Source organism: Desulfovibrio porci, assembly GCF_009696265.1.
GTDB lineage: Bacteria > Desulfobacterota > Desulfovibrionia > Desulfovibrionales > Desulfovibrionaceae > Desulfovibrio > Desulfovibrio porci.
In genome coordinates this window covers 1-18080 of sequence record NZ_VUMH01000007.1, presented here as the reverse complement: position 1 = coordinate 18080, position 18080 = coordinate 1, and the positions used below count along the sequence as shown (strand labels likewise).

Sequence of the window (18080 nt, the reverse complement as noted above, 5' to 3'; positions counted from 1 at the left end):
GCAGGCCGCGAAGCCTCAGGCCGTGCGGCCGCGCCAGGATTGCACGGTGTTTTTGAGCAGCATGGCGATGGTCATGGGCCCCACCCCGCCGGGCACCGGCGTAATGGCGCGGGCTTTGGCGCTCACGCCCGCGAAGTCCGCGTCGCCGCAAAGGCCTTCGGGCGTGCGGTTGATGCCCACATCAATGACCACCGCGTCCTCGCGCACCATGTCGGCGGTGACGAAGCGGGGACGGCCCATGGCCAGAAAAAGGAAATCCGCGTTGCGGCATTCCGCCGCCAGATCGGGGGTGCGCGAATGGCAGACCGTCACTGTGGCGTTGGCGTAGTCGCCGGGCCGGGCCAGCAGCATGGCCAAGGGCTTGCCCACGATGTCGGAGCGGCCCACCACCACGGCCTTTTTGCCCGCGGGCGAGAGGTCATAGCGCCGCAGAAGCTCCATGACCCCGGCGGGGGTGCAGGAAACGAAACCCGGCAGGCCCAGGGACAGCCGCCCTACGTTTTCGGGGTGGAAGCCGTCCACATCCTTGGCCGGATCAATGGCCAGCAGGCAGGCCTGGGCGTCCAGACCGTCCGGCAGGGGCAGTTGCAGCAGAATGCCGTCCACGTCCGGCCGGACGTTGCATTCATGGATCAGGGCCAGCAACTCGCGCTGGCCGGTGGTTGCGGGCAGGTGGTAGGGAAAGGAAATGATGCCCGCCTCGGCGCAGGCCCGTTCCTTGTTGCGCACGTAAACTTCCGACGCCGGGTCCGCGCCCACCAGAATCACCGCCAGACCGGGCGCGCGGCGGCCCTTGCCGCAGGCGGCGCTGATTTCTTCCCTGAGTTCCTCGCGGATGGCGCGAGCGGTTTCCTTGCCGTCAATCAAAATCATGCTTTTCTCCGGCCTTGGGGTTCAAAACTGATCAGAAAAATTCATTATACGTCATCCGCGCGTTGCGCTCAAGCGCCGTCGCGCGGGAGCGGGCTGCCCCGGAAAATCAGCGAATCCACGCAGGCTGCCTCCGGCTATGGCTGCGGCATGTATGCCGCTTCCTCTCCTGGCGTTGCCAGAGGGTCAGGCCCATAGCGGTTGGGGCCGGGCGTCCCTTTGCGGAGCGTCACATAGAGCATTAGCAGACTGGCCAGAACTTCCGGCAGATACAGCGTGCAGAATTGCAACGGCCTATACATCGCCAGCACCATGACCTGGGGCAAGTCCTCGCCTCCCAGTACGGCGCGGATGAGGTCGACGGGCAAATCCATGAGCAGGCCCAGCGCGATGGCCAGCGGATACGGCAGCGCACAGGCGGCCAGCAGCCACCAGCCGCGCAGATTGCAGTCATGCAGACGGCGTACGGAAACGGCGAGCAAGGACGGCACAAAGGCCAGAACCGCCAGTCCCCCAAGGCCGATCCCCAGCCAGATCAATGCGGGAACCAGCGCCCCCAGCGGAAGGATGACGCCAAAGGCGACGCAGGCAACCAGTAAATAACAAAACACGCAGCACCAGTATTCCGCGCGCGAGGCCCGTCCTCTGTACTTCCAAATATTGTGCAGGCAGGTGTTAACGGCAGTGCGGAGGCGCATCTTCCCCTTCCCCGAAAAGTAAAACGGCCCGCGCCGATCAAAAGCGCGGGCCGTTTATGGCGGTTTAGTCCTCGCTGTCGCCCAGCGCGTAATACTCGGCCAGCATGGGGCCGAAGAACTCGGCCTCGTCGCCCAGTTCCTCCTCAATGCGCAGCAACTGGTTGTACTTGGCCGTGCGCTCGGAACGGCAGAGCGAGCCGGTCTTGATCTGCCCGGCGTTGACGCCCACGGCCAGATCCGCGATGAAGCTGTCCTCGGTTTCGCCGGAACGGTGCGAGATCACGGTGGTGTAGGCCGCTTCCTTGGCCATCTCGATGGTGTCCAGGGTTTCGGTCACCGTACCGATCTGGTTCAGCTTGATCAGAATGGAGTTGCCCACGCCCTCGGCAATGCCTTCGGCCAGGATGGCGGGATTGGTCACAAAGACGTCGTCGCCCACCAACTGCACGCTTTCGCCCAGAGTGGCGGTGAGCATGCCCCAGCCGTCCCAGTCGCCTTCGGCCATGCCGTCCTCGATGGAGATCAGCGGATATTTGCGGGTGAATTCCGCCAGCCATTCGCTCATTTCGGCGTTGGTGAAGGTTTTGCCTTCGCCCTTGAGCACGTATTTGCCGTCCTGGTAGAATTCCGAGGAGGCCGCGTCAATGGCCAGAGCCACTTCGCCGCCGGGATTGTAGCCGGCCTCCTCAATGGCCTTGATGATGTAGGCGAAAGCCTCGTCGTGATTTTTGAGGTTGGGGGCGAAGCCGCCCTCGTCGCCCACGCTGGTCACATGCCCGTCGGCCTTCAGAATGGCCTGGAGGGTGTGGAAGATCTCCGCGCCCATGCGCAGGGAATCGCGGAACGTCATGGCCCCGATGGGCATGATCATGAATTCCTGAATGTCCAGATTGTTGGGCGCGTGCGCGCCGCCGTTGATGATGTTCATCATGGGCGCGGGCAGCACCTTGGCGTTGATGCCGCCGAGATATTTGTAGAGCGGCAGACCCAGGAAAGAGGACGCGGCCCGCGCGCAGGCCATGGACACGCCCAGCATGGCGTTGGCGCCCAGACGGGACTTGTTGTCCGTGCCGTCCAGGTCGATGAGGCTGTTATCGATCTGCACCTGACGCAGGACGTCCAGACCCAGAAGCGCGTCGGCAATCTCGCCGTTGACGTGCTCCACGGCTTTGGTCACGCCTTTGCCGCCGTAGCGTTTTTTATCGCCGTCGCGCATTTCCAGAGCCTCGCGGCTGCCGGTGGACGCGCCGGACGGCACGGCCGCGCGGGCGCTGATGCCCGACTCCAGGGTCACTTCCACTTCCACGGTGGGATTGCCGCGCGAATCCAGAATTTCACGGCCGAAAACAGAGGCAATGCTGCTCATATCAGCTCCTTTGCTTACCCTCAGGGGTGTATGTTCATGTCAAACCGGACGCGCGCGGGAAACGCGCGGCGGCCTCAGAGATTGTCCCGCTCCTCATAATACAGACGCCGCAGGCCCTCCAGCAGCAGCGCGGGCAGAACCTGGTCAAAGACCGGGCTCACCCTGGCGATGGAGGCGGCGAAGCCGCCCGTGGCCAAAACCTTGGCCGGACCGGGCATCTGCCTCTTGAGCCGCTGGCTCAGGCCTTCCACCATACAGACAAAACCGAATACCAGACCGTGCTGGATGCTGGTGGTGGTGTCCCTCCCCGGCGCGGGCTCCTGCGCGCGGATGTCCAGATTGACTCTGGGCAGTTTGGCTGCCTCGCGCGACAGCGCGGCCAGGGCCGTGGCCGGTCCGGGAAAAATCAGGCCGCCCAGATAGGCCTGGCCGCTCACACAGTCGAAAGTCACGGCGGTCCCGAAATCCACCACCAGCAGGGAGGCCGCGTCCGGACAGAGGCGGCGGGCGGCGAAGGCCCCCACCAGACGGTCGGCGCCCACTTCGGATGGCCGTTCATAACGGTTTTCCAGCGGGATGGGCAGATCGTCGGGCGCGCAGTGCAGGGGGCGGTCCAGATAACGGGCCACAGCCTCGCGCAGCAGCGGGTCAAAACCCGGCACCACCGAGGATGCCACGCAGGCCTTGAGGTCCGCCGCTTCCGTGCCGGCGTGCCGCAACAGGGAAAGCAGGGTGAGGCCCAGACTGTCCGGGGTATGTCCGACATTGGCCGGCAGGGTGTAGGAGGTCAGCACGCGCCGCTCGTTGGCCAGCCCTACCTTGATGGATGTATTGCCTATATCGAAGAGCAGAAGTTCCGGCTGCATGGGCACCCCCGCGTCGGCGTGAAAAACCGGAGTTTAGAGGAGGAAGTATGCCGGATTCATGCGGCGGAGGCAAGTCCGGGGCCTCCCACTTGCGGAGCGGCCCCGGAACGGCGTATAAAAAGCGGCCCCGGAGAACACGCCATGGATGAAACGCTCTTTTTTCTGCATCTGCCACGCACGGCCGGCACCACGCTGAACGCCATTCTGCACGACAACTTTCCGCCCGAAGCCGTCCTGAGCGTCTACACCAGGGAGGATTACCAGCGCTGCCGCATGCTGGACGCGGCGGAACTGGAGCATATCCGGCTCATCGAAGGCCATTTGCAGCCTGAAAGTTTCGAGCCGCCCAGCCTTTACGGCCGCCCCCTGCGCATGTTCACCCTGCTGCGCGAGCCCCTGGACCGCCTTGTCTCGGAATACGTCTTTCAGAAGTCCTGGCCTGAAAACCATCTATACGCCTATCTCAATGAAAACGGCATCAGCTTCCGGGAGTATCTTACCAGCGACGTCCCCCTGCTGAAATTCCGGGGAAAAAACTTCGTCAGCCACTGTCTGGCGGGCGTGTTCGCGCAGGACAGGGACATGGGCGAAGTCCTGGCCCTGGCCAAAAAACATCTGGAGGAGTGTTTCTGCGTTGTGGGCATCCAGGAGCGCTTCGACGAAAGCCTTCTGCTGCTGGCCGGAGAAATCGGCCTGCAAAAGCTCTGCTATGAACGCCGGAACATGCTGCGGCCGGGAGCCACGTCCGGCGTCAGCGCCGAAGACCGCGCCCTGGCCGCGAGCCTGAACAGCGCGGACCTGGAACTCTACGCTTTCGCGCGCGGCCTGTTCGAGCGGCGCGTGGAGGCGGCGGGTCCGGCCTTCGCGGCCCGGCTGCGTGAATTCCGCTTTTTGAACGAGAAATATCAGAAAATCTGCGCCGCCCTAGACGACAGGCTGGCGGGCGAAGCCGCCGCGGGACCCATTCTCAAGCCCAAAGCCTGAGCCGGGCCTGCGGCGGGCTCAGCGCCGCCGCGCGATGAGCCGGTTCCCGCTCTCCCAGAGCACGTCTCCGTACGGCTCCACCAGCGGTCTGTCCTGCGGGCGGCAGCTCAACAACCAGGGCGCGCCCGAAGCCAGCCAGGCGTCAATATACCCAGTGGGCCCATGACCCATCAGAGCATTGTAATGCAGCCAGTCGCGGGACCCCTGGACATCCTTGTTGTAGAAAAAGACATAGCCGTCCTTGAAGGCATGCGCCACAGGGCGCAAAGCCAGATAGCGCGCGGCCATGGCGTCGGCGTCGCTGCTGCTGAACACCGCTTCGCCGGGCGGCACGAGCCGGGCCAGAGCGTTCAGGGCCTCGCGACGGGCCACGGCGGCGCGCAGGGCGTCCTCCGCTTCATCCCGCAGCGGCAGGGGCAGGCCGGTCAGGCGCGACAGCGCGTACTGCGCGGCCATGTGCTGGCGGTCATGGCTCAGCAGCAGCACCGCCAAGACAGCGCCGCCAATCAGCGCCACGCGCCCGGCACGCGGCAGGCCGGGCCAGAAACAGTCCAGCGCGGCCACGATCATCAGCCAGGAAAGCGGCACCAGAAAACGCAGGCCGCGCACAAGCTCGTGCCCCAGGGGCAGGCGTCCGATCTCCGGCGCAAAGCGCGATTCAGCCCAGGAAAAGAGCACGACCAGAGCAAGCGCCAACAAAAAGGCGGGATACATGGCGGCCAGACGTCGCGCCCGGTCGCCGCCGCGCCGCCGCACGATCAGCCAGCCCGCAAGGCCGCCGCAGAGCAACGGCAGCATCGGATTGGAATAGCTGACCAACTGGAGCAGTCGTTCACCCAGACGGCCGTAGTCCGTTTGCCAGCGCAGGCTGAACAACTCCTGAAAAACGGCCATATCCGCCGCGCTGAAAGCATGGGCCTGGGTCAGAGAGGGCCAGAGAAAAGCCAGCACCGGCATGAAATAGGCTGCCAGGCACAAGGCGCAATTGCCCAGGTGCGCATACAGGCGTTGCCCTTGAGGGCGATGCAGGGCAAAAGCCAGAAAGAACATGGCCCCTGTGTTCAGGGCGCTGATGCCGTGCACCCACATGCACAGGCCCGCGGCCAGCATGGCCAACGGCCTCAGGGACGGGCGCTCCCACGCGGCCAGGGCCGCCAGCAGCAGAAAGGGCCAGAGCGCGGCGAAAAAGACGCGCGGCACCGGATCCGATTGCGCGACGCCCCAGAAGGTGCCCCAGCCCACCCAGACGGTGACGCCCATCAGCAGCGTCAGCAGAGCGGACAGGGCCGGGCTGCCGAACAACCGGCGGCCCACGAGATACCAGCCCGCGTAAAAAACAAAAATAGCCAGGGCTCCGGCCCGGAACAGGCCCCGCACATAATCGTCGCCCGGAGTCAGCAGGCGCCCTGCGAAGCGTTCCAGATTCCAGATGCTGTTGGCCGGCGTGACTTCACGCAACACGGGATCGGCGGCGAACAATTCCGGATGGGCCGCCCCGGCCATGCCCTGGGCATAGGTGGCAAGATCGCTGTCCAGATGGGCGCCTCCGGCGGAAATGGTCAGCACGCCCTGCAGGGCGGCCCAGGCATACAAGGCCGCCAGGATCAGGCACAACGCATCCCAGAGCCAACGGCGGCGCGCCGGACCGGATTGCGCGGACGCGGAGGCAAACGCGTGGGGCATAGAACAGCACCGGAATTTGAGGTGGAAGGATAATTTTTAATGTTATTGCAGCGTAGCGCAAAAGTAAAGACAAGCGCCACGAGGCGGCAGGGCGCGCATGAATTCCCCGCCCCGCGCGGGAGTCTCAGAAATCCGCCTCGTCGCCCTTCGGCATCTTGCCGCCCCTGAGCCAGAAGAGCGCGAAACAGAAGCCGGACACGGCCAGCCCCGTCCAGAGCGAAACCGTCATGGACCAGCGGAAGGGGAATTTGTCAAAATAAAAGAGATACGTGCCGCAAACGGCGGTCATGAACAACGCGGGCGCGGTGGCCACCCAGTGCAGGCGTTTGCGCCGCCGCAGCCAGACCGCCGCGGCCCAGAGGGCCACGCAGGCCAGCGTCTGATTCGTCCAGCCGAAAGCCATCCAGATGGCCGTGAAGTCGCCCGCCGCGAAATAGATGCCCAGCAGAAACAGAGGCACGGCCAGCAGGATGCGCCGTCCCAGCGAACCCTGTCCGCAACGCAGCACGTCGGCCAGGATCAGCCGCCCGGTGCGGAAGGCCGTATCGCCGGTGGAAATGGGCAGGATGACCACGCCCAGAAACACCAGGGTGCCGCCCACAAGCCCTCCCAGCAGGCCTTCGGAAGCCTTGGAAACCACCACGGCCGGGGCTCCAGCCGCCAGCAGGGCCGCCGGGTCGCCGCCGTAGAAGGAAAGGCCGATGGTCACCCAGATCAGCCCCAGCACGCCCTCGGCGATCATCACGCCGTAAAACATGAGCCGGGCCTGCCCTTCCGAGCGCATGCAGCGGGCCATCATGGGCGACTGGGTGGCGTGGAAGCCCGAAATGGCTCCACAGGCAATGGTCACGAAAAGCAGCGGCCAGAGGGGCGCGCCCTTGGGATGCATATTGGTGAAGAAGTCGGCCGGGCGCAGATGGGGCAGAATGCTGTAGCCGGGGTTGACCAGCAGGGCCGCCAGCAGGCTGAAGGCCATGAACAGCAGCAGGATGGCGAAAAAGGGATAAACCCTGCCGATGATCTTGTCGATGGGCAGGATGGTGGCGATGAAATAGTAGATGAAAATCAGGATGGAAAAGAACAGGGCCAGCACCTTGCCCGCGGACGCCGTGCCGTCCGGTCCCGCGCAGACAGCTGCCAGCGGACAGGTTTTGAGCCAGTCCAGCAGGGCCGCGCCGCCCTCCCAGGAATGCAGCAGTTCGCCGGTCTTGAAAGCCAGCAGCCCGGCCGGGCCGTTGACGAAAACCGCGCCCACCAGAATCATGAACCAGATGGTGAAGACCAGCATGAACCAGCGCGCGTACTTGCCCAGATTGCGCCCGATGACCTCCGGGTAGGAGGCCGCGCCGTAGCGCAGGCTCATGGCCCCGGTGAGAAAGTCATGCACCGCGCCCGCGAAAATGCTGCCGAACACCACCCAGAGCAAAGCCGCCGGGCCGTAGACCGCGCCGAGGATGGGCCCGAACACTGGTCCCAGGCCCGCGATATTCAGCAACTGGATGAAAAATATCTTGTAGGCGGGCAAGGCCACGCAATCCACGCCGTCGGCCCTGCTCTGCACCGGGGTCGGCCGCGCGCGGTCGATGCCGAAGACCTTTTCCACAAACACGCCGTACACGGCGTAACCCAGCACCAGCAGGCCCAGCGCCGCAAGAAAGCAGACCATCCCCATCCCGGCAGCCCCGCGAAGTATGTTGCAAAAAAACTATGATTTGCTGCCCAGTTGCATAGTGCCGGCGGGAAGAAAGGTCAAGGCGCGCAGAGGGAGCAGAGCTGGGGATGAGGATGGTCGCCCGGATGACGTTTTTCTTGCCCTTTGGGCACTATTTTTTCGCCACGCTGGCGTTTGGAACACATCGCCGCCGACATCCGTAATACGACAAGCGCGTAACGGCTGCCGCCTCCCTCCGCGCCGCACAATTGCCGTTGACGACTGGTCTTCAGCCCAAGTCTTTGCCTTCTTTCGGAAATGGACGAGCGGCTCTTACGGAGCTTGCCCGCACGCGGGCAAGCTCCGTCGCCCGCCGCGCCCATGCGTTACTGCTTACGCGGGGGTGGTCCGGGGGGAATGCAAAGGGGGCTTCGGAGGGGGCGCAGTCCCCTAACAGGCCCCCTTTGCCGCCCGCCGCGCAGGCGGCCCAAACGGCAGGACGCCGCAAATCTATGTGCCCGAAGGGCGAAGCATTATCCTACCCGTCGTACCAGCCGGGCCGTTCCTCCGGCGCATCCGCCCGGCAGCCCTGCCAGAGATCGCGCGCGTCCAGGGCGCGCAGCAGGTAGCCCAGCAGCGGGCGCTTGCGCGCGGCCCAGGCCGGGGCCACCAGTTCGCCGGGCGCGGGATCGCTCTGCAGGCGGTGCATGACCAGGCGGGAGGGAATGCGCGGCAGAGCCGCGCAGAGCAGATCCACGTATTCGTCGCGCTCCAGGGGCAGGTAGTTTCCGGCCCGGTACTGCCGGGCCAGTTCCGTGCCTTTGGGCACATAGACGTTATGCAGCTTGAGGCCGTGCAGAGGCAGGCTCGCGGCCCAGTCCACGCTGGCCAGAAAGTCTGCCTCGCCTTCGCCGGGCAGGCCGGCCATCAGGTGCCCGCAAACCAGCAGGCCCCGGCCGGCGGCCTCGGTCACGGCCTTTTCCGAACAGGCCGCCGTGTGGCCCCGGTTGATCCGGGCCAGGGTGGCGTCATGCGCGCTTTGCAGACCCAGTTCCAGCCAGATTTCCGCCAGACCGGTTCCGCGCCCCGCCAGAGCCAGGGCATCCAGTTTTTCCGGGCTCAGGCAGTCGGGCCGGGTGCCCACTGCCAGGCCTCGGCAGCCCGGCAGAGCCGCCGCTTCGCGCAACAGGGCCTGCAGACGTTCCAGGGAACCGTAGGTATTGGAAAAGGATTGCAGATAGGCCAGAAAACGGCAGTCGGGGTCCGCGGCGTCGTACCTGCGCCGCCAGGCCCGCCACTGCTCCGCCAGGGACAGGCCGCGCGCGCCCAGTCCCGAACCCGAGCCCAGCGCGTTGCAGAAGACGCAGCCCTGCGTGGAAAGCAGGCCGTCGCGGTTGGGGCAGGCCGAACCGGCGTCAAGTGGAATTTTTTGCACCCGTGTGCCGTAGTTACGGCGAAAATACGCGGCCAGGGTATGCCAACGCGCCATGATATTTCGCCTTGTCGGCGGTCTGCAGGGGGTTCCGGGAGGATCGCGGGAGCCCGCCCGCCGGGACAAAGATTTTGAACCCGGCGCTCATCGTCTTGACTTCAGGCCCATTTTAGCCGAACAGTTTTCAGCTCTGATGACAAAATTATTTCCGGACCGTTGCCGCCGTGACGGTCCCGGAATGCCGTTCCCGCGTTGCCGGGACCATACGCATACCAGTACAGCGAGGCAAGCAAGAGTAATGTCCAAAATTCTGGATTTCGCACTGGGGTTGTTTTCCAACGATCTGGCCATCGACCTGGGCACGGCCAATACCTGCGTCTATGTCAAGGGTCAGGGCATTGTGCTGCGCGAGCCTTCGGTAGTGGCGGTCAAAAAGGATTCGCGCGGCAACAACGTGGTGCTGGCCGTGGGCCATGACGCCAAGCGCATGCTGGGCAGGACGCCCGGCAATATCTGGGCCATCCGCCCCATGAAGGACGGCGTCATCGCCGACTTTGAAGTGACCGAGGCCATGCTGCGCCACTTCATCGCCAAGGTGCACAACTCCCGCCGTCTGGTGCGGCCCCGGATCATCATCTGCGTGCCCACGGGCATCACCCAGGTGGAAAAGCGGGCCGTCAAGGAATCAGCCCAGTCCGCCGGAGCGCGCGAAGTCTACCTCATTGAGGAACCCATGGCCGCGGCCATCGGCGCGGATCTGCCCATTCAGGAACCCACTTCCAACATGGTGGTGGACATCGGCGGCGGCACCACGGAAGTGGCGGTGATCTCCCTTTCCGGCGTCGTCTATTCGCGCTCGGTGCGCGTGGGCGGAGACAAGATGGACGAAGCCATCATGACCCACGTCAAGCGCAAGTATAACATGCTCATCGGCGAATCCTCGGCGGAAGAAATCAAGATCAAGATCGCCTCGGCCTATCCCCTGGATCCGGAACAGCAGATCGAGGTCAAGGGCCGGGATCTGGTCACGGGCATTCCGCAGAACATCATCATCACCTCCGAGGAAGTGCGCAAGGCCATTTCCGAGCAGGTGGACAGCATCGTGCAGGCCGTGCGCATCGCTCTGGAACAGACGCCGCCGGAACTGGCCGCCGACATCGTGGACCGCGGCATTGTGCTCACGGGCGGCGGCGCGCTGCTCAAGGGCCTGGACCAGCTGCTGCGCGAGGAAACCTCCCTGCCCATCACCGTGGTGGACGATCCGCTCTCCACAGTGGTGGTCGGCACGGGCAAGGCTCTGGACAATCTGCATATTCTCAAAGAAGTCTGCATCGACTAGCTGCGTGACTTCCGTATTTTTTTCCGTGGGCGGCGTCGTGCCGGAAGCATCTTCCGGCATGGCGTCGTTCGCGTATGGAACCCAGCCTGAGGCGGGCACAATCCGGTGACACTGCGGCGTATTCTGATTTTCGCGGGCGTTTTGCTCATCCTTTTTCTGGGCATGTATTCCTGGAATCAGCGCACCCGCACTCTGGACGATCTCGCCGCCAACATCGGCCTGGAGCTGAGTGGCGCGGTGCTCAAACCCATGCGCGCCGTTGAGGACGTGGCCTCGGGCTTCTGGGAACGCTATTTCGATCTGGTGGCCGTGCGCGAAGAAAACGAACGTCTCAAGGCCAGGCTGGCTGATCTGGAATCCCGCCTGCTGGCCAACGGCGAGGATCTGGCCGAGCTCAAGCGCCTGCGCGCCCTGATCCAGCTGCCGGTGGACGAAAGCTGGCGGCCCCTGGGCGCGCGCGTGCTGGCCGGGCGCATGGGCCCCAACGCCGTACTAGACAGCATCACCATCAGCCGGGGCTACGCCACCGGCGGGCGGCCCGGCACGCCGCTGGTCACCCATCTGGGCCTGGTGGGCCGGGTGCTGCGGGCCAGCGCCCATACCGCCACAGCCCTCCTGCTCACGGACCCCGGCAGCCGCATCGCGGTTTTCTCGCAGAACAGCCGAGCTCTGGGCATTCTGGTTGGCCGGGGCACGGGCCGCAAGCTGGAAGTGAACTTTGTCCAGCGCGACGCCAACGTGAAGCAGGACGAAGTGCTGATCACTTCCGGCCTGGACGGCAAATATCCCAAGGGCATCCCCGTGGCCCGCGTGCTCAGCGTGGCCCCCTCGGACTATACCCAGTTCATGGCGATCTACGCCGAACCCCTGGTGGACCTCCAACATCTTGAAGAAGTGCTGCTGCTGGAACCCACGGGCATCGCGCAGCCGGCGGGCGAGCCCGAGGGGCCGCCGCCCGTCTTCGTGGGGCCGCCCTCGCCGCCCGCCGCCGTGACGCCATGAGCAAATTCCGCAACATCTGCTGGTGGTTTTTTTTCATAGCCGCAGCCATCTGCCTGCAAGCCCTGGCGCCGGGTCTGGACGTGCTGGCCGTGGGCATTATCATTCTGCTGCAGGAGCGGGACTACAAAAACATGCTCTGGCTGCTGCCGCTCTTCGTGCTGCTGCAGGAGGGCATGGGCACCCGGGTTTTCGGCGGGGTCATCGTCTGGTACGCGGCGGTCATCGCGTTGTTCAAGCTGGGTCGCTGGCTGTTTGAAGTGGAAAACTTCATTTTCATCTTTCTGCTTTCCTCCTGCCTGGGCGCGGCCTACTATGGCGTCGCCTGGCTCATGGCCCCGCTGCAGGATCTTCCTTTCAACGTGCAGGACACGCTGGACAAAAGCCTGATCCAGGCGCTCTTCCTGCCGTTCGCCTGGCGTCTGCTGATCGCCACGCGGCACTGGACCACGGATGATGAAGAGAAATAAGCTCCTCTCCGCGCCCGAAGCGCCGGACGCGCCGCCCCGCAAAAAAGAGGGCATCCGCTCCTGGCTGAAAATCCAGATGGACAGCGAGGGCTATCAGCCCCCGCGCGGAGGCGCCATACTCCTGCAGGTGCTGGTGGGCCTGCTTTTCTTCGTCCTTGTGGTCCGCTTCTGGTATCTTCAGGTCCACCGGGGCGAGGAATTCGCCCGCCAGGCCCAGGAAAACCGCCTGCGCCTGGAGCGCATCTTCGCCCCGCGCGGCCGCATCCTGGACGACAGCGGCAAGGTGCTGGCCGACAACCGCACGGCTTACGGCCTTTCCCTGGTGCGCGAGGACTGCCACGACATCCCGGCCACTCTGGCCCAGATCAGCGCCTGGTCCGGCATTCCCCTGCCCCAGATCTGGGAGAAGTACCAGCAGGACCGCTTCAAGGTGAAATCCTTTGAGCCCCTGCTGCTGATCACGGACATCGACTTTGACCTGGTGGCGCGCATCGAATCGGAAATCTACGCCTGGCCGGGTCTGGAAATCGTGGTCCGCACCAAGCGCAGCTATCCGGAAAAAGAACTTTTCGCCCACGTGCTGGGCTACGTGGCCGAGGCCAATGAGCAGGAAATGGCCAACGATCCGGCCCTGGCCATGGGCGATCTGGTGGGCAAGCAGGGCCTGGAACTGGAGCTGGAAAAACAGTTGCGCGGCCGCAAGGGCCTCTACGATGTGGAGGTGGACGCCCACGCCCGGGTGCTGGGCAAAACCCTGCGGGAAGAGCCGCGCGGCGGCCATGAAATGCGCCTCTCCCTGGACCGGGGCCTGCAGCAGGCGGCCTGGGACGCTCTGGACGGCGAAGCGGGCTGTGTGGTGGTCATGGAGCCGGATTCGGGCAAACTGCGCGCCCTGGTCACCTCCCCGGCCTACGACAATAACCTTTTCGCAGCGGGCATTTCCCAGCGGGACTGGGACGCCCTGCGCACCAGCAACCGCTTTCCCCTCCAGAACCGGGTGATCCAGAGCGTCTACCCGCCGGGTTCGGTCTGGAAGCTGGTCATGGCCGCCCTCTTTCTGGAGCGCGGCATCAATCCGCGCGAAACCGTGTTCTGTCCCGGTCAGGTCAAGCTGGGCAACCAGATTTTCCGCTGCTGGAAGCGCGGTGGTCACGGGGCCATGAACATGGAAAGCGCGCTGATCAATTCCTGCGACGTCTATTTCTACCTCATGGCCGAGCGTCTGGGCATTGACAAGCTTGAAGAATTTGCCAAAGCTTCCGGCTTCGGGAAGCCCACGGGCATTGACCTGCCGCATGAAAAATCCGGCCTGGTGCCCTCGCGCGAATGGAAAAAACGCCGCTTCGGCAGGCCCTGGGTGCGCGGCGAAACCTATAACGTCTCCATCGGCCAGGGCTACACCCTGGTGACGCCGGTGCAGGTGGCGGTCTATGTGGCGGCCATGCTCAACGGTGGCGATCTGCTCAAGCCGCAACTGCTCGACGACGCCCCGCGCGTGGTGCAAAGCCATATTCCGGCCAGGCCTGAAACCTTCAAGTTCGTGGTGGACGCCATGCGCAAGACCGCCGGCGTCGGCACGGCGCGGGTGGTGGGCCGCAAGGACGCCGACATGGGCGGCAAGACCGGCACGGCCCAGGTGGTCAAGCTGAAGATGGCCGCCGGCGACCGCCGCCTGCGCTCCTCGGAAATGGAATACGCCCAGCGCGACCACGCCTGGGTCGCCACCTGGGGATCCAAAAACGGCAAAACTTACGTGGTGGTGGTCATGGTGGAGCACGGCGGCGGCGGTTCCAGCGTGGCCGGGCCGGTGGCCAAAAAGATTTACGACTATCTCTTCGGCCCGGATACGGGCGCGCCCGCGCCGTCCCCGGCGGCGGAACCCCGCACCGGTCAGCGGCAGGCGGGCCAGGGACGCGCGGACTAGCGGAAGCCTATGGATAAACGCCTTTTCAGCTACATCAACTGGGGCCTGCTGGCCTGCATGCTGCTGCTCTATTTTCTGGGCGTGGGCAATCTGTACTCCGCCAGCGGCACGCGGCTGGGGGACGGTCTGGCTTTCTCCGGCTTTTACCAGCGGCAGCTGATCTGGGGCGTGTGCGGTCTGGCCTGCATGCTGCTGGCCATGAGCTTCGACTACCGCCAGTTGCGCAATCTGGCCTGGCCCTTTTTTCTGATCACTCTGGTGCTGCTGCTTCTGGTGCCCGTGGCGGGCAAAACCGTTTACGGGGCCAAACGCTGGCTCTCTCTGGGCTTTATGAGCATCCAGCCCTCGGAACTGGCCAAGCTGGCGGTGCTGGTGCTGGCCGCGCGCCTGCTGGCCCGTGACGGCCGCCCGCTGGGCTGGAAGGATTTCATGGCCGTGCTGGCCGTGGGCCTGATTCCCTCGGCCCTGATCATTACCCAGCCGGACCTGGGCACCACCCTGATGATATTGCTGATTCTGGGCGGCATGATCCTTTTCCACGGGCTCAAGGGCTATGTGCTCAAAACCTGCCTGCTGGCGGCGCCCTGCGCGGCGGCCTTCATGTGGTTCGTGGGCATGCACGACTACCAGCGCCAGCGCATCCTGACCTTTCTGGACCCCGGCAACGATCCGCGCGGCACGGGCTATCACATTCTGCAATCCCGCATCGCCATCGGCTCGGGTCAGCTCTGGGGCAAGGGTTTCAGGGAAGGCACCCAGAGCCAGCTCCGCTTTCTGCCGGAGCGCCATTCGGACTTCGCCGTGGCCGTGTTCGGCGAGGAATGGGGTTTCGCGGGCTGCGTGGCCCTGGTCACCCTGTTCTGCCTCTTCCTGCTCTCCATCTTTTCCACGGCGGTACAGGCCAAGGACCGCTTCGGCAGCATGCTGGTGGTGGGGGTCTTCTTCTATTTCTTCTGGCAAATTTTCATCAATATGGGCATGGTCATCGGACTGATGCCGGTGGTGGGCATTCCTCTGCCCTTCATCAGCTACGGCGGCAGCGCCACTCTGGTCAACTTCACCCTGCTGGGCATTGTGCTCAATGTCTCCATGCGGCGCTTCATGTTCAAAGGATAAGCAATAATGGCGAAATGGGGGGTACCCGTGGGCAAGGATGAAATAGCATATCTCGGCTCGGACACCGTCTACGAAGGCAAACTCACCTTCAAGGGCACGGTGCGCATTGAAGGCAAATACACCGGCGAAATAACCAGCGACGGCACGCTGAACGTGGGCAAGGACGCCCAGGTGGAAGGCACGCTGAACGTGGGCGAACTGCTGCTCTCGGGCCGCTTCAGCGGCGAGGTCACGGCCAAGCGCCGGGTGGTGGTTTATGCCTCCGGCGTACTGGAGGGCACCTTGCAGACGCCCAATCTGCTTACCGAGGAAGGCGGCGTCATTGAGGGCCAGGTGATTATGAAGAATCCCGGCAAGCTTCCGGCCAAGAACCAGTCGGGCGGCGCGGACGCCTGAGATTTCGGCTTGCTTCCGCAAGAGGCGTGTAAATCCGGCCTCCGGAATAAGCGGGCGCCCCTCTGAACGCCGGGGCGGAACGAAGCGCGGGCGTCGACAACAGCGCCGCGGCGTGAGAGCCTTTCAACATTGAACTGCTCTCAATTCTTCACTTGCCCGGCATGCGGCCGTCTCGTCGTCCTCTCTGATTCCCAGGACGCCCCAATCGCCCGCTGACGGGAAACCTGCGCCCGTGGGCATGGCGTCCCCGCCGCGCGGCCCCGTAAAAGCCCCGTCACGCCGCATTGCCTGATCGTAAAAAATAGACCATACTTTTTGGAGGTCCGGCCTTCGCCGCAACCATGAACCACGTCCGCGCCGCTCCGCCGACGGCGGAGCGGCGCGGTTCACAGTTTTCCTCAAGGAGGCAAACATGGCACAAGATTATTTCCGCGCGCTCAGGGACGTGGCGCTGGTGATTAATTCCAGTCTCGAGCCCAAGGACGTTCTGCATAAAATAACGGAGCAGACCGCCGTCACCATGGGCTGCAAGGCCAGCACCATCCGCCTGCTGGACAGCACCGGGCGCTTCCTGCTGCCCAGCGCGGCCTTCGGACTTTCCAACACCTACATGCGCAAAGGCCCGGTGGAGGTCAAACGCAGCGGCATGGACAGTGAAGTGCTGGCGGGCAAGACCATCCATCTCAAGGACGCCACGGCCGACGGCCGCTTTCAGTACCCCGAATCGGCCAAGGCCGAAGGGCTGGTTTCCGTGCTCTCCGCGCCGTTAATGGCGGACGGCAAGGCCATCGGCCTGATCCGCGTCTATTCCGACGTGGAGCGCGAATTCACCCCCGACGAGCAGACCTTTATGGAAGCCGTGGCCGCCGTTTCGGCTCTGGCCATTGAAAACGCGCGCCTGCACGAGGCCCTGCGCAACAATTACGAGTTGATGGCGAAACATGCCTACTCGGTCTACGAAGACTAGCCGCATTTGGCCTTTTTTGCCGCTGACCGCGTTGAACGTCGTTTTTTATTCGGTCATGGACGAGAAGAGTCCACTCCCTGCCTAAAAAACTCGTTCGCCTTGTCAGTGACAAAAAATTCTCAAATGTGGCGGGGCAATCCCGAATTTTCCCTCTATAGCGTGAGGATACAGCATATGAAAAAAGTCAAAGTGGGCATCAACGGCTTCGGCCGCATCGGCCGCCAGGTTTTCCGCGCCCTGCACAAGAGCTACAAGGACCGCGTGGAAGTGGTGGCCATCAACGATCTTTTCGACGCGGAAACCAACTTCCATCTGGCCGAATACGACTCGGTCTACGGCCGGGCCTTCCTGGACGCCAAGGTCAACGGTTCGGAAGTGAGCGTGGGCGACTGGAACATCCACTGCTTTGCCGAGCGCGATCCCAAGCAGCTGGCCTGGGCCGCTCACGGCGTGGACGTGGTGGTGGAGAGCACGGGCATTTTCCGCACCGCGCCGCAGGCGGGCGTGCATCTGGACAACGGGGCCAAAAAGGTCATCATCACCGCCCCGGCCAAGGAAGAAGACATCACCATCGTCATGGGCGTGAACCAGGAGCAGTACGATCCGGCCAAACACCACATCGTGTCCAACGCCTCCTGCACCACCAACTGCCTGGCCCCGGTGGCCCTGGTGCTGCAGCGCGAGTTCGGCATCCAGATCGGCAATATGGTCACCATCCACTCCTATACCAACGACCAGCGCATCCTGGACATGGCCCACAAGGATCTGCGCCGGGCCCGCGCCGCGGCCTGCAATATCATTCCCACTTCCACGGGCGCGGCCCAGGCTGTGGCCAAGGTCATTCCCGAGCTCAAGGGCAAATTCAGCGGCTATTCGCTGCGCGTGCCCACGCCCACGGTGTCGGTGGTGGACTTTTCCGGCATTCTGGAAAAACAGACCGATACCGAAACCCTGCTGGGCAAGCTCAAGGAAGCCGCCGAAGGCTATCTCAAGGGCGTGCTGGAATACAACGACAAGGCCCTGGTTTCCATGGACTTCAAGGGTAATCCGGCCTCGTCCATCCTGGAATCCTCCTACACCACCGTGCAGGACGGCCGCATGGTCAAGGCTGTGGCCTGGTACGACAATGAATGGGGCTATTCCAACCGGGTCTGCGATCTGGTCTGCCTGATGCAGGACAAGGGCCTCTAGATGTAATGTTCCAATAGGTTGTTCACCCTGCCTCAAGCCGGTAAAGCTGGAGTTGACAGACAACAGTAAACCGAGCCGAGGACAGGGTGAACAGCCATAAGAATGCCAAATTGACTGCACGCGGTCGA

16 protein-coding genes are annotated in these 18080 nt (G+C 63.8%); 9 read left to right on the top strand and 7 right to left on the bottom strand.

Translation table 11 applies throughout. The features are described from left to right. Positions 1–15: 15 nt before the first annotated feature. The 4 genes from folD to FYJ44_RS07930 all read right to left on the bottom strand — a co-directional run bounded on the left by folD (position 16) and on the right by FYJ44_RS07930 (position 3800). Positions 16–873: a bifunctional methylenetetrahydrofolate dehydrogenase/methenyltetrahydrofolate cyclohydrolase FolD gene (gene folD / locus FYJ44_RS07945; protein ID WP_154510967.1), complete on the bottom strand. Its 858-nt coding sequence runs from the start codon at positions 871–873 to the stop codon at positions 16–18. A 134-nt stretch (positions 874–1007) separates the two neighbouring features. Continuing rightward, on the bottom strand, positions 1008–1568 hold the full coding sequence (locus FYJ44_RS07940) for a DUF805 domain-containing protein (protein WP_154510965.1): 561 nt from the start codon (positions 1566–1568) through the stop codon (positions 1008–1010). A gap of 64 nt (positions 1569–1632) precedes the next feature. Further along, positions 1633–2934 carry a phosphopyruvate hydratase gene (gene eno, locus FYJ44_RS07935; RefSeq protein WP_154510963.1) on the bottom strand — a complete coding sequence of 434 codons (1302 nt, stop codon included), beginning with the start codon at positions 2932–2934 and terminating at the stop codon, positions 1633–1635. Between the two features lie 74 nt (positions 2935–3008). Beyond that, positions 3009–3800, bottom strand: coding sequence for a type III pantothenate kinase (locus FYJ44_RS07930; RefSeq protein ID WP_154510961.1), 792 nt, complete (start codon positions 3798–3800; stop codon positions 3009–3011). A 141-nt stretch (positions 3801–3941) separates the two neighbouring features. Between FYJ44_RS07930 and FYJ44_RS07925 the strand changes: the two genes are divergently transcribed. Next, on the top strand, positions 3942–4784 hold the full coding sequence (locus tag FYJ44_RS07925; RefSeq protein ID WP_154510960.1) for a sulfotransferase domain-containing protein: 843 nt from the start codon (positions 3942–3944) through the stop codon (positions 4782–4784). Positions 4785–4802: 18 nt separating this feature from the next. Here the strand turns inward: FYJ44_RS07925 and FYJ44_RS07920 are convergent, their stop codons facing one another. From FYJ44_RS07920 to FYJ44_RS07910, 3 genes are all read right to left on the bottom strand, one after another. Continuing rightward, complete coding sequence (locus tag FYJ44_RS07920; protein WP_154510958.1) at positions 4803–6467, bottom strand: translation initiation factor 2; 1665 nt, start codon at positions 6465–6467, stop codon at positions 4803–4805. Positions 6468–6591: 124 nt separating this feature from the next. Continuing rightward, a complete protein-coding gene (locus FYJ44_RS07915) occupies positions 6592–8139 on the bottom strand; it encodes a carbon starvation CstA family protein (protein WP_154510956.1) in 1548 nt (515 codons plus the stop codon). Between the two features lie 517 nt (positions 8140–8656). Continuing rightward, the gene (locus FYJ44_RS07910) at positions 8657–9607 is read right to left on the bottom strand and encodes a tRNA modification radical SAM protein MnmL/YtqA (protein WP_154510954.1); all 951 of its coding nucleotides are present in this window, start codon (positions 9605–9607) and stop codon (positions 8657–8659) included. A gap of 241 nt (positions 9608–9848) precedes the next feature. Between FYJ44_RS07910 and FYJ44_RS07905 the strand changes: the two genes are divergently transcribed. From FYJ44_RS07905 to gap, 8 genes are all read left to right on the top strand, one after another. Then, positions 9849–10889, top strand: coding sequence for a rod shape-determining protein (locus FYJ44_RS07905; protein ID WP_154510952.1), 1041 nt, complete (start codon positions 9849–9851; stop codon positions 10887–10889). 105 nt (positions 10890–10994) lie between these two features. Further along, on the top strand, positions 10995–11891 hold the full coding sequence (gene mreC, locus FYJ44_RS07900) for a rod shape-determining protein MreC (protein ID WP_288230861.1): 897 nt from the start codon (positions 10995–10997) through the stop codon (positions 11889–11891). After that, complete coding sequence (locus FYJ44_RS07895) at positions 11888–12358, top strand: hypothetical protein (protein WP_154510950.1); 471 nt, start codon at positions 11888–11890, stop codon at positions 12356–12358. Before mreC ends, FYJ44_RS07895 begins: the two co-directional genes overlap by 4 nt. Positions 12359–12422: 64 nt before the next feature. Then, positions 12423–14282 (top strand): penicillin-binding protein 2, encoded by a 1860-nt coding sequence (gene mrdA / locus FYJ44_RS07890; RefSeq protein ID WP_407643778.1) that lies wholly within the window; start codon positions 12423–12425, stop codon positions 14280–14282. 9 nt (positions 14283–14291) lie between these two features. Beyond that, on the top strand, positions 14292–15398 hold the full coding sequence (gene rodA / locus FYJ44_RS07885) for a rod shape-determining protein RodA (RefSeq protein WP_154510948.1): 1107 nt from the start codon (positions 14292–14294) through the stop codon (positions 15396–15398). A gap of 27 nt (positions 15399–15425) precedes the next feature. Further along, positions 15426–15794: a bactofilin family protein gene (locus FYJ44_RS07880; protein ID WP_320860698.1), complete on the top strand. Its 369-nt coding sequence runs from the start codon at positions 15426–15428 to the stop codon at positions 15792–15794. Positions 15795–16206: 412 nt separating this feature from the next. Beyond that, positions 16207–16761, top strand: a complete 555-nt coding sequence (locus FYJ44_RS07875; RefSeq protein ID WP_154510944.1) for a GAF domain-containing protein — start codon at positions 16207–16209, stop codon at positions 16759–16761. 174 nt (positions 16762–16935) lie between these two features. After that, positions 16936–17952: a type I glyceraldehyde-3-phosphate dehydrogenase gene (gap, locus tag FYJ44_RS07870; protein WP_154510942.1), complete on the top strand. Its 1017-nt coding sequence runs from the start codon at positions 16936–16938 to the stop codon at positions 17950–17952. Positions 17953–18080 lie beyond the last annotated feature (128 nt).

Excerpts from the sequence above, each read along its gene's own strand:
- folD (WP_154510967.1), bottom strand. The coding sequence starts at position 873 with ATGATTTTGATTGACGGCAAGGAAACCGCTCGCGCCATCCGCGAGGAA.
- FYJ44_RS07940 (WP_154510965.1), bottom strand. The coding sequence starts at position 1,568 with ATGCGCCTCCGCACTGCCGTTAACACCTGCCTGCACAATATTTGGAAG.
- eno (WP_154510963.1), bottom strand. The coding sequence starts at position 2,934 with ATGAGCAGCATTGCCTCTGTTTTCGGCCGTGAAATTCTGGATTCGCGC.
- FYJ44_RS07930 (WP_154510961.1), bottom strand. The coding sequence starts at position 3,800 with ATGCAGCCGGAACTTCTGCTCTTCGATATAGGCAATACATCCATCAAG.
- FYJ44_RS07925 (WP_154510960.1), top strand. The coding sequence starts at position 3,942 with ATGGATGAAACGCTCTTTTTTCTGCATCTGCCACGCACGGCCGGCACC.
- FYJ44_RS07920 (WP_154510958.1), bottom strand. The coding sequence starts at position 6,467 with ATGCCCCACGCGTTTGCCTCCGCGTCCGCGCAATCCGGTCCGGCGCGC.
- FYJ44_RS07915 (WP_154510956.1), bottom strand. The coding sequence starts at position 8,139 with ATGGGGATGGTCTGCTTTCTTGCGGCGCTGGGCCTGCTGGTGCTGGGT.
- FYJ44_RS07910 (WP_154510954.1), bottom strand. The coding sequence starts at position 9,607 with ATGGCGCGTTGGCATACCCTGGCCGCGTATTTTCGCCGTAACTACGGC.
- FYJ44_RS07905 (WP_154510952.1), top strand. The coding sequence starts at position 9,849 with ATGTCCAAAATTCTGGATTTCGCACTGGGGTTGTTTTCCAACGATCTG.
- FYJ44_RS07895 (WP_154510950.1), top strand. The coding sequence starts at position 11,888 with ATGAGCAAATTCCGCAACATCTGCTGGTGGTTTTTTTTCATAGCCGCA.
- rodA (WP_154510948.1), top strand. The coding sequence starts at position 14,292 with ATGGATAAACGCCTTTTCAGCTACATCAACTGGGGCCTGCTGGCCTGC.
- FYJ44_RS07875 (WP_154510944.1), top strand. The coding sequence starts at position 16,207 with ATGGCACAAGATTATTTCCGCGCGCTCAGGGACGTGGCGCTGGTGATT.
- gap (WP_154510942.1), top strand. The coding sequence starts at position 16,936 with ATGAAAAAAGTCAAAGTGGGCATCAACGGCTTCGGCCGCATCGGCCGC.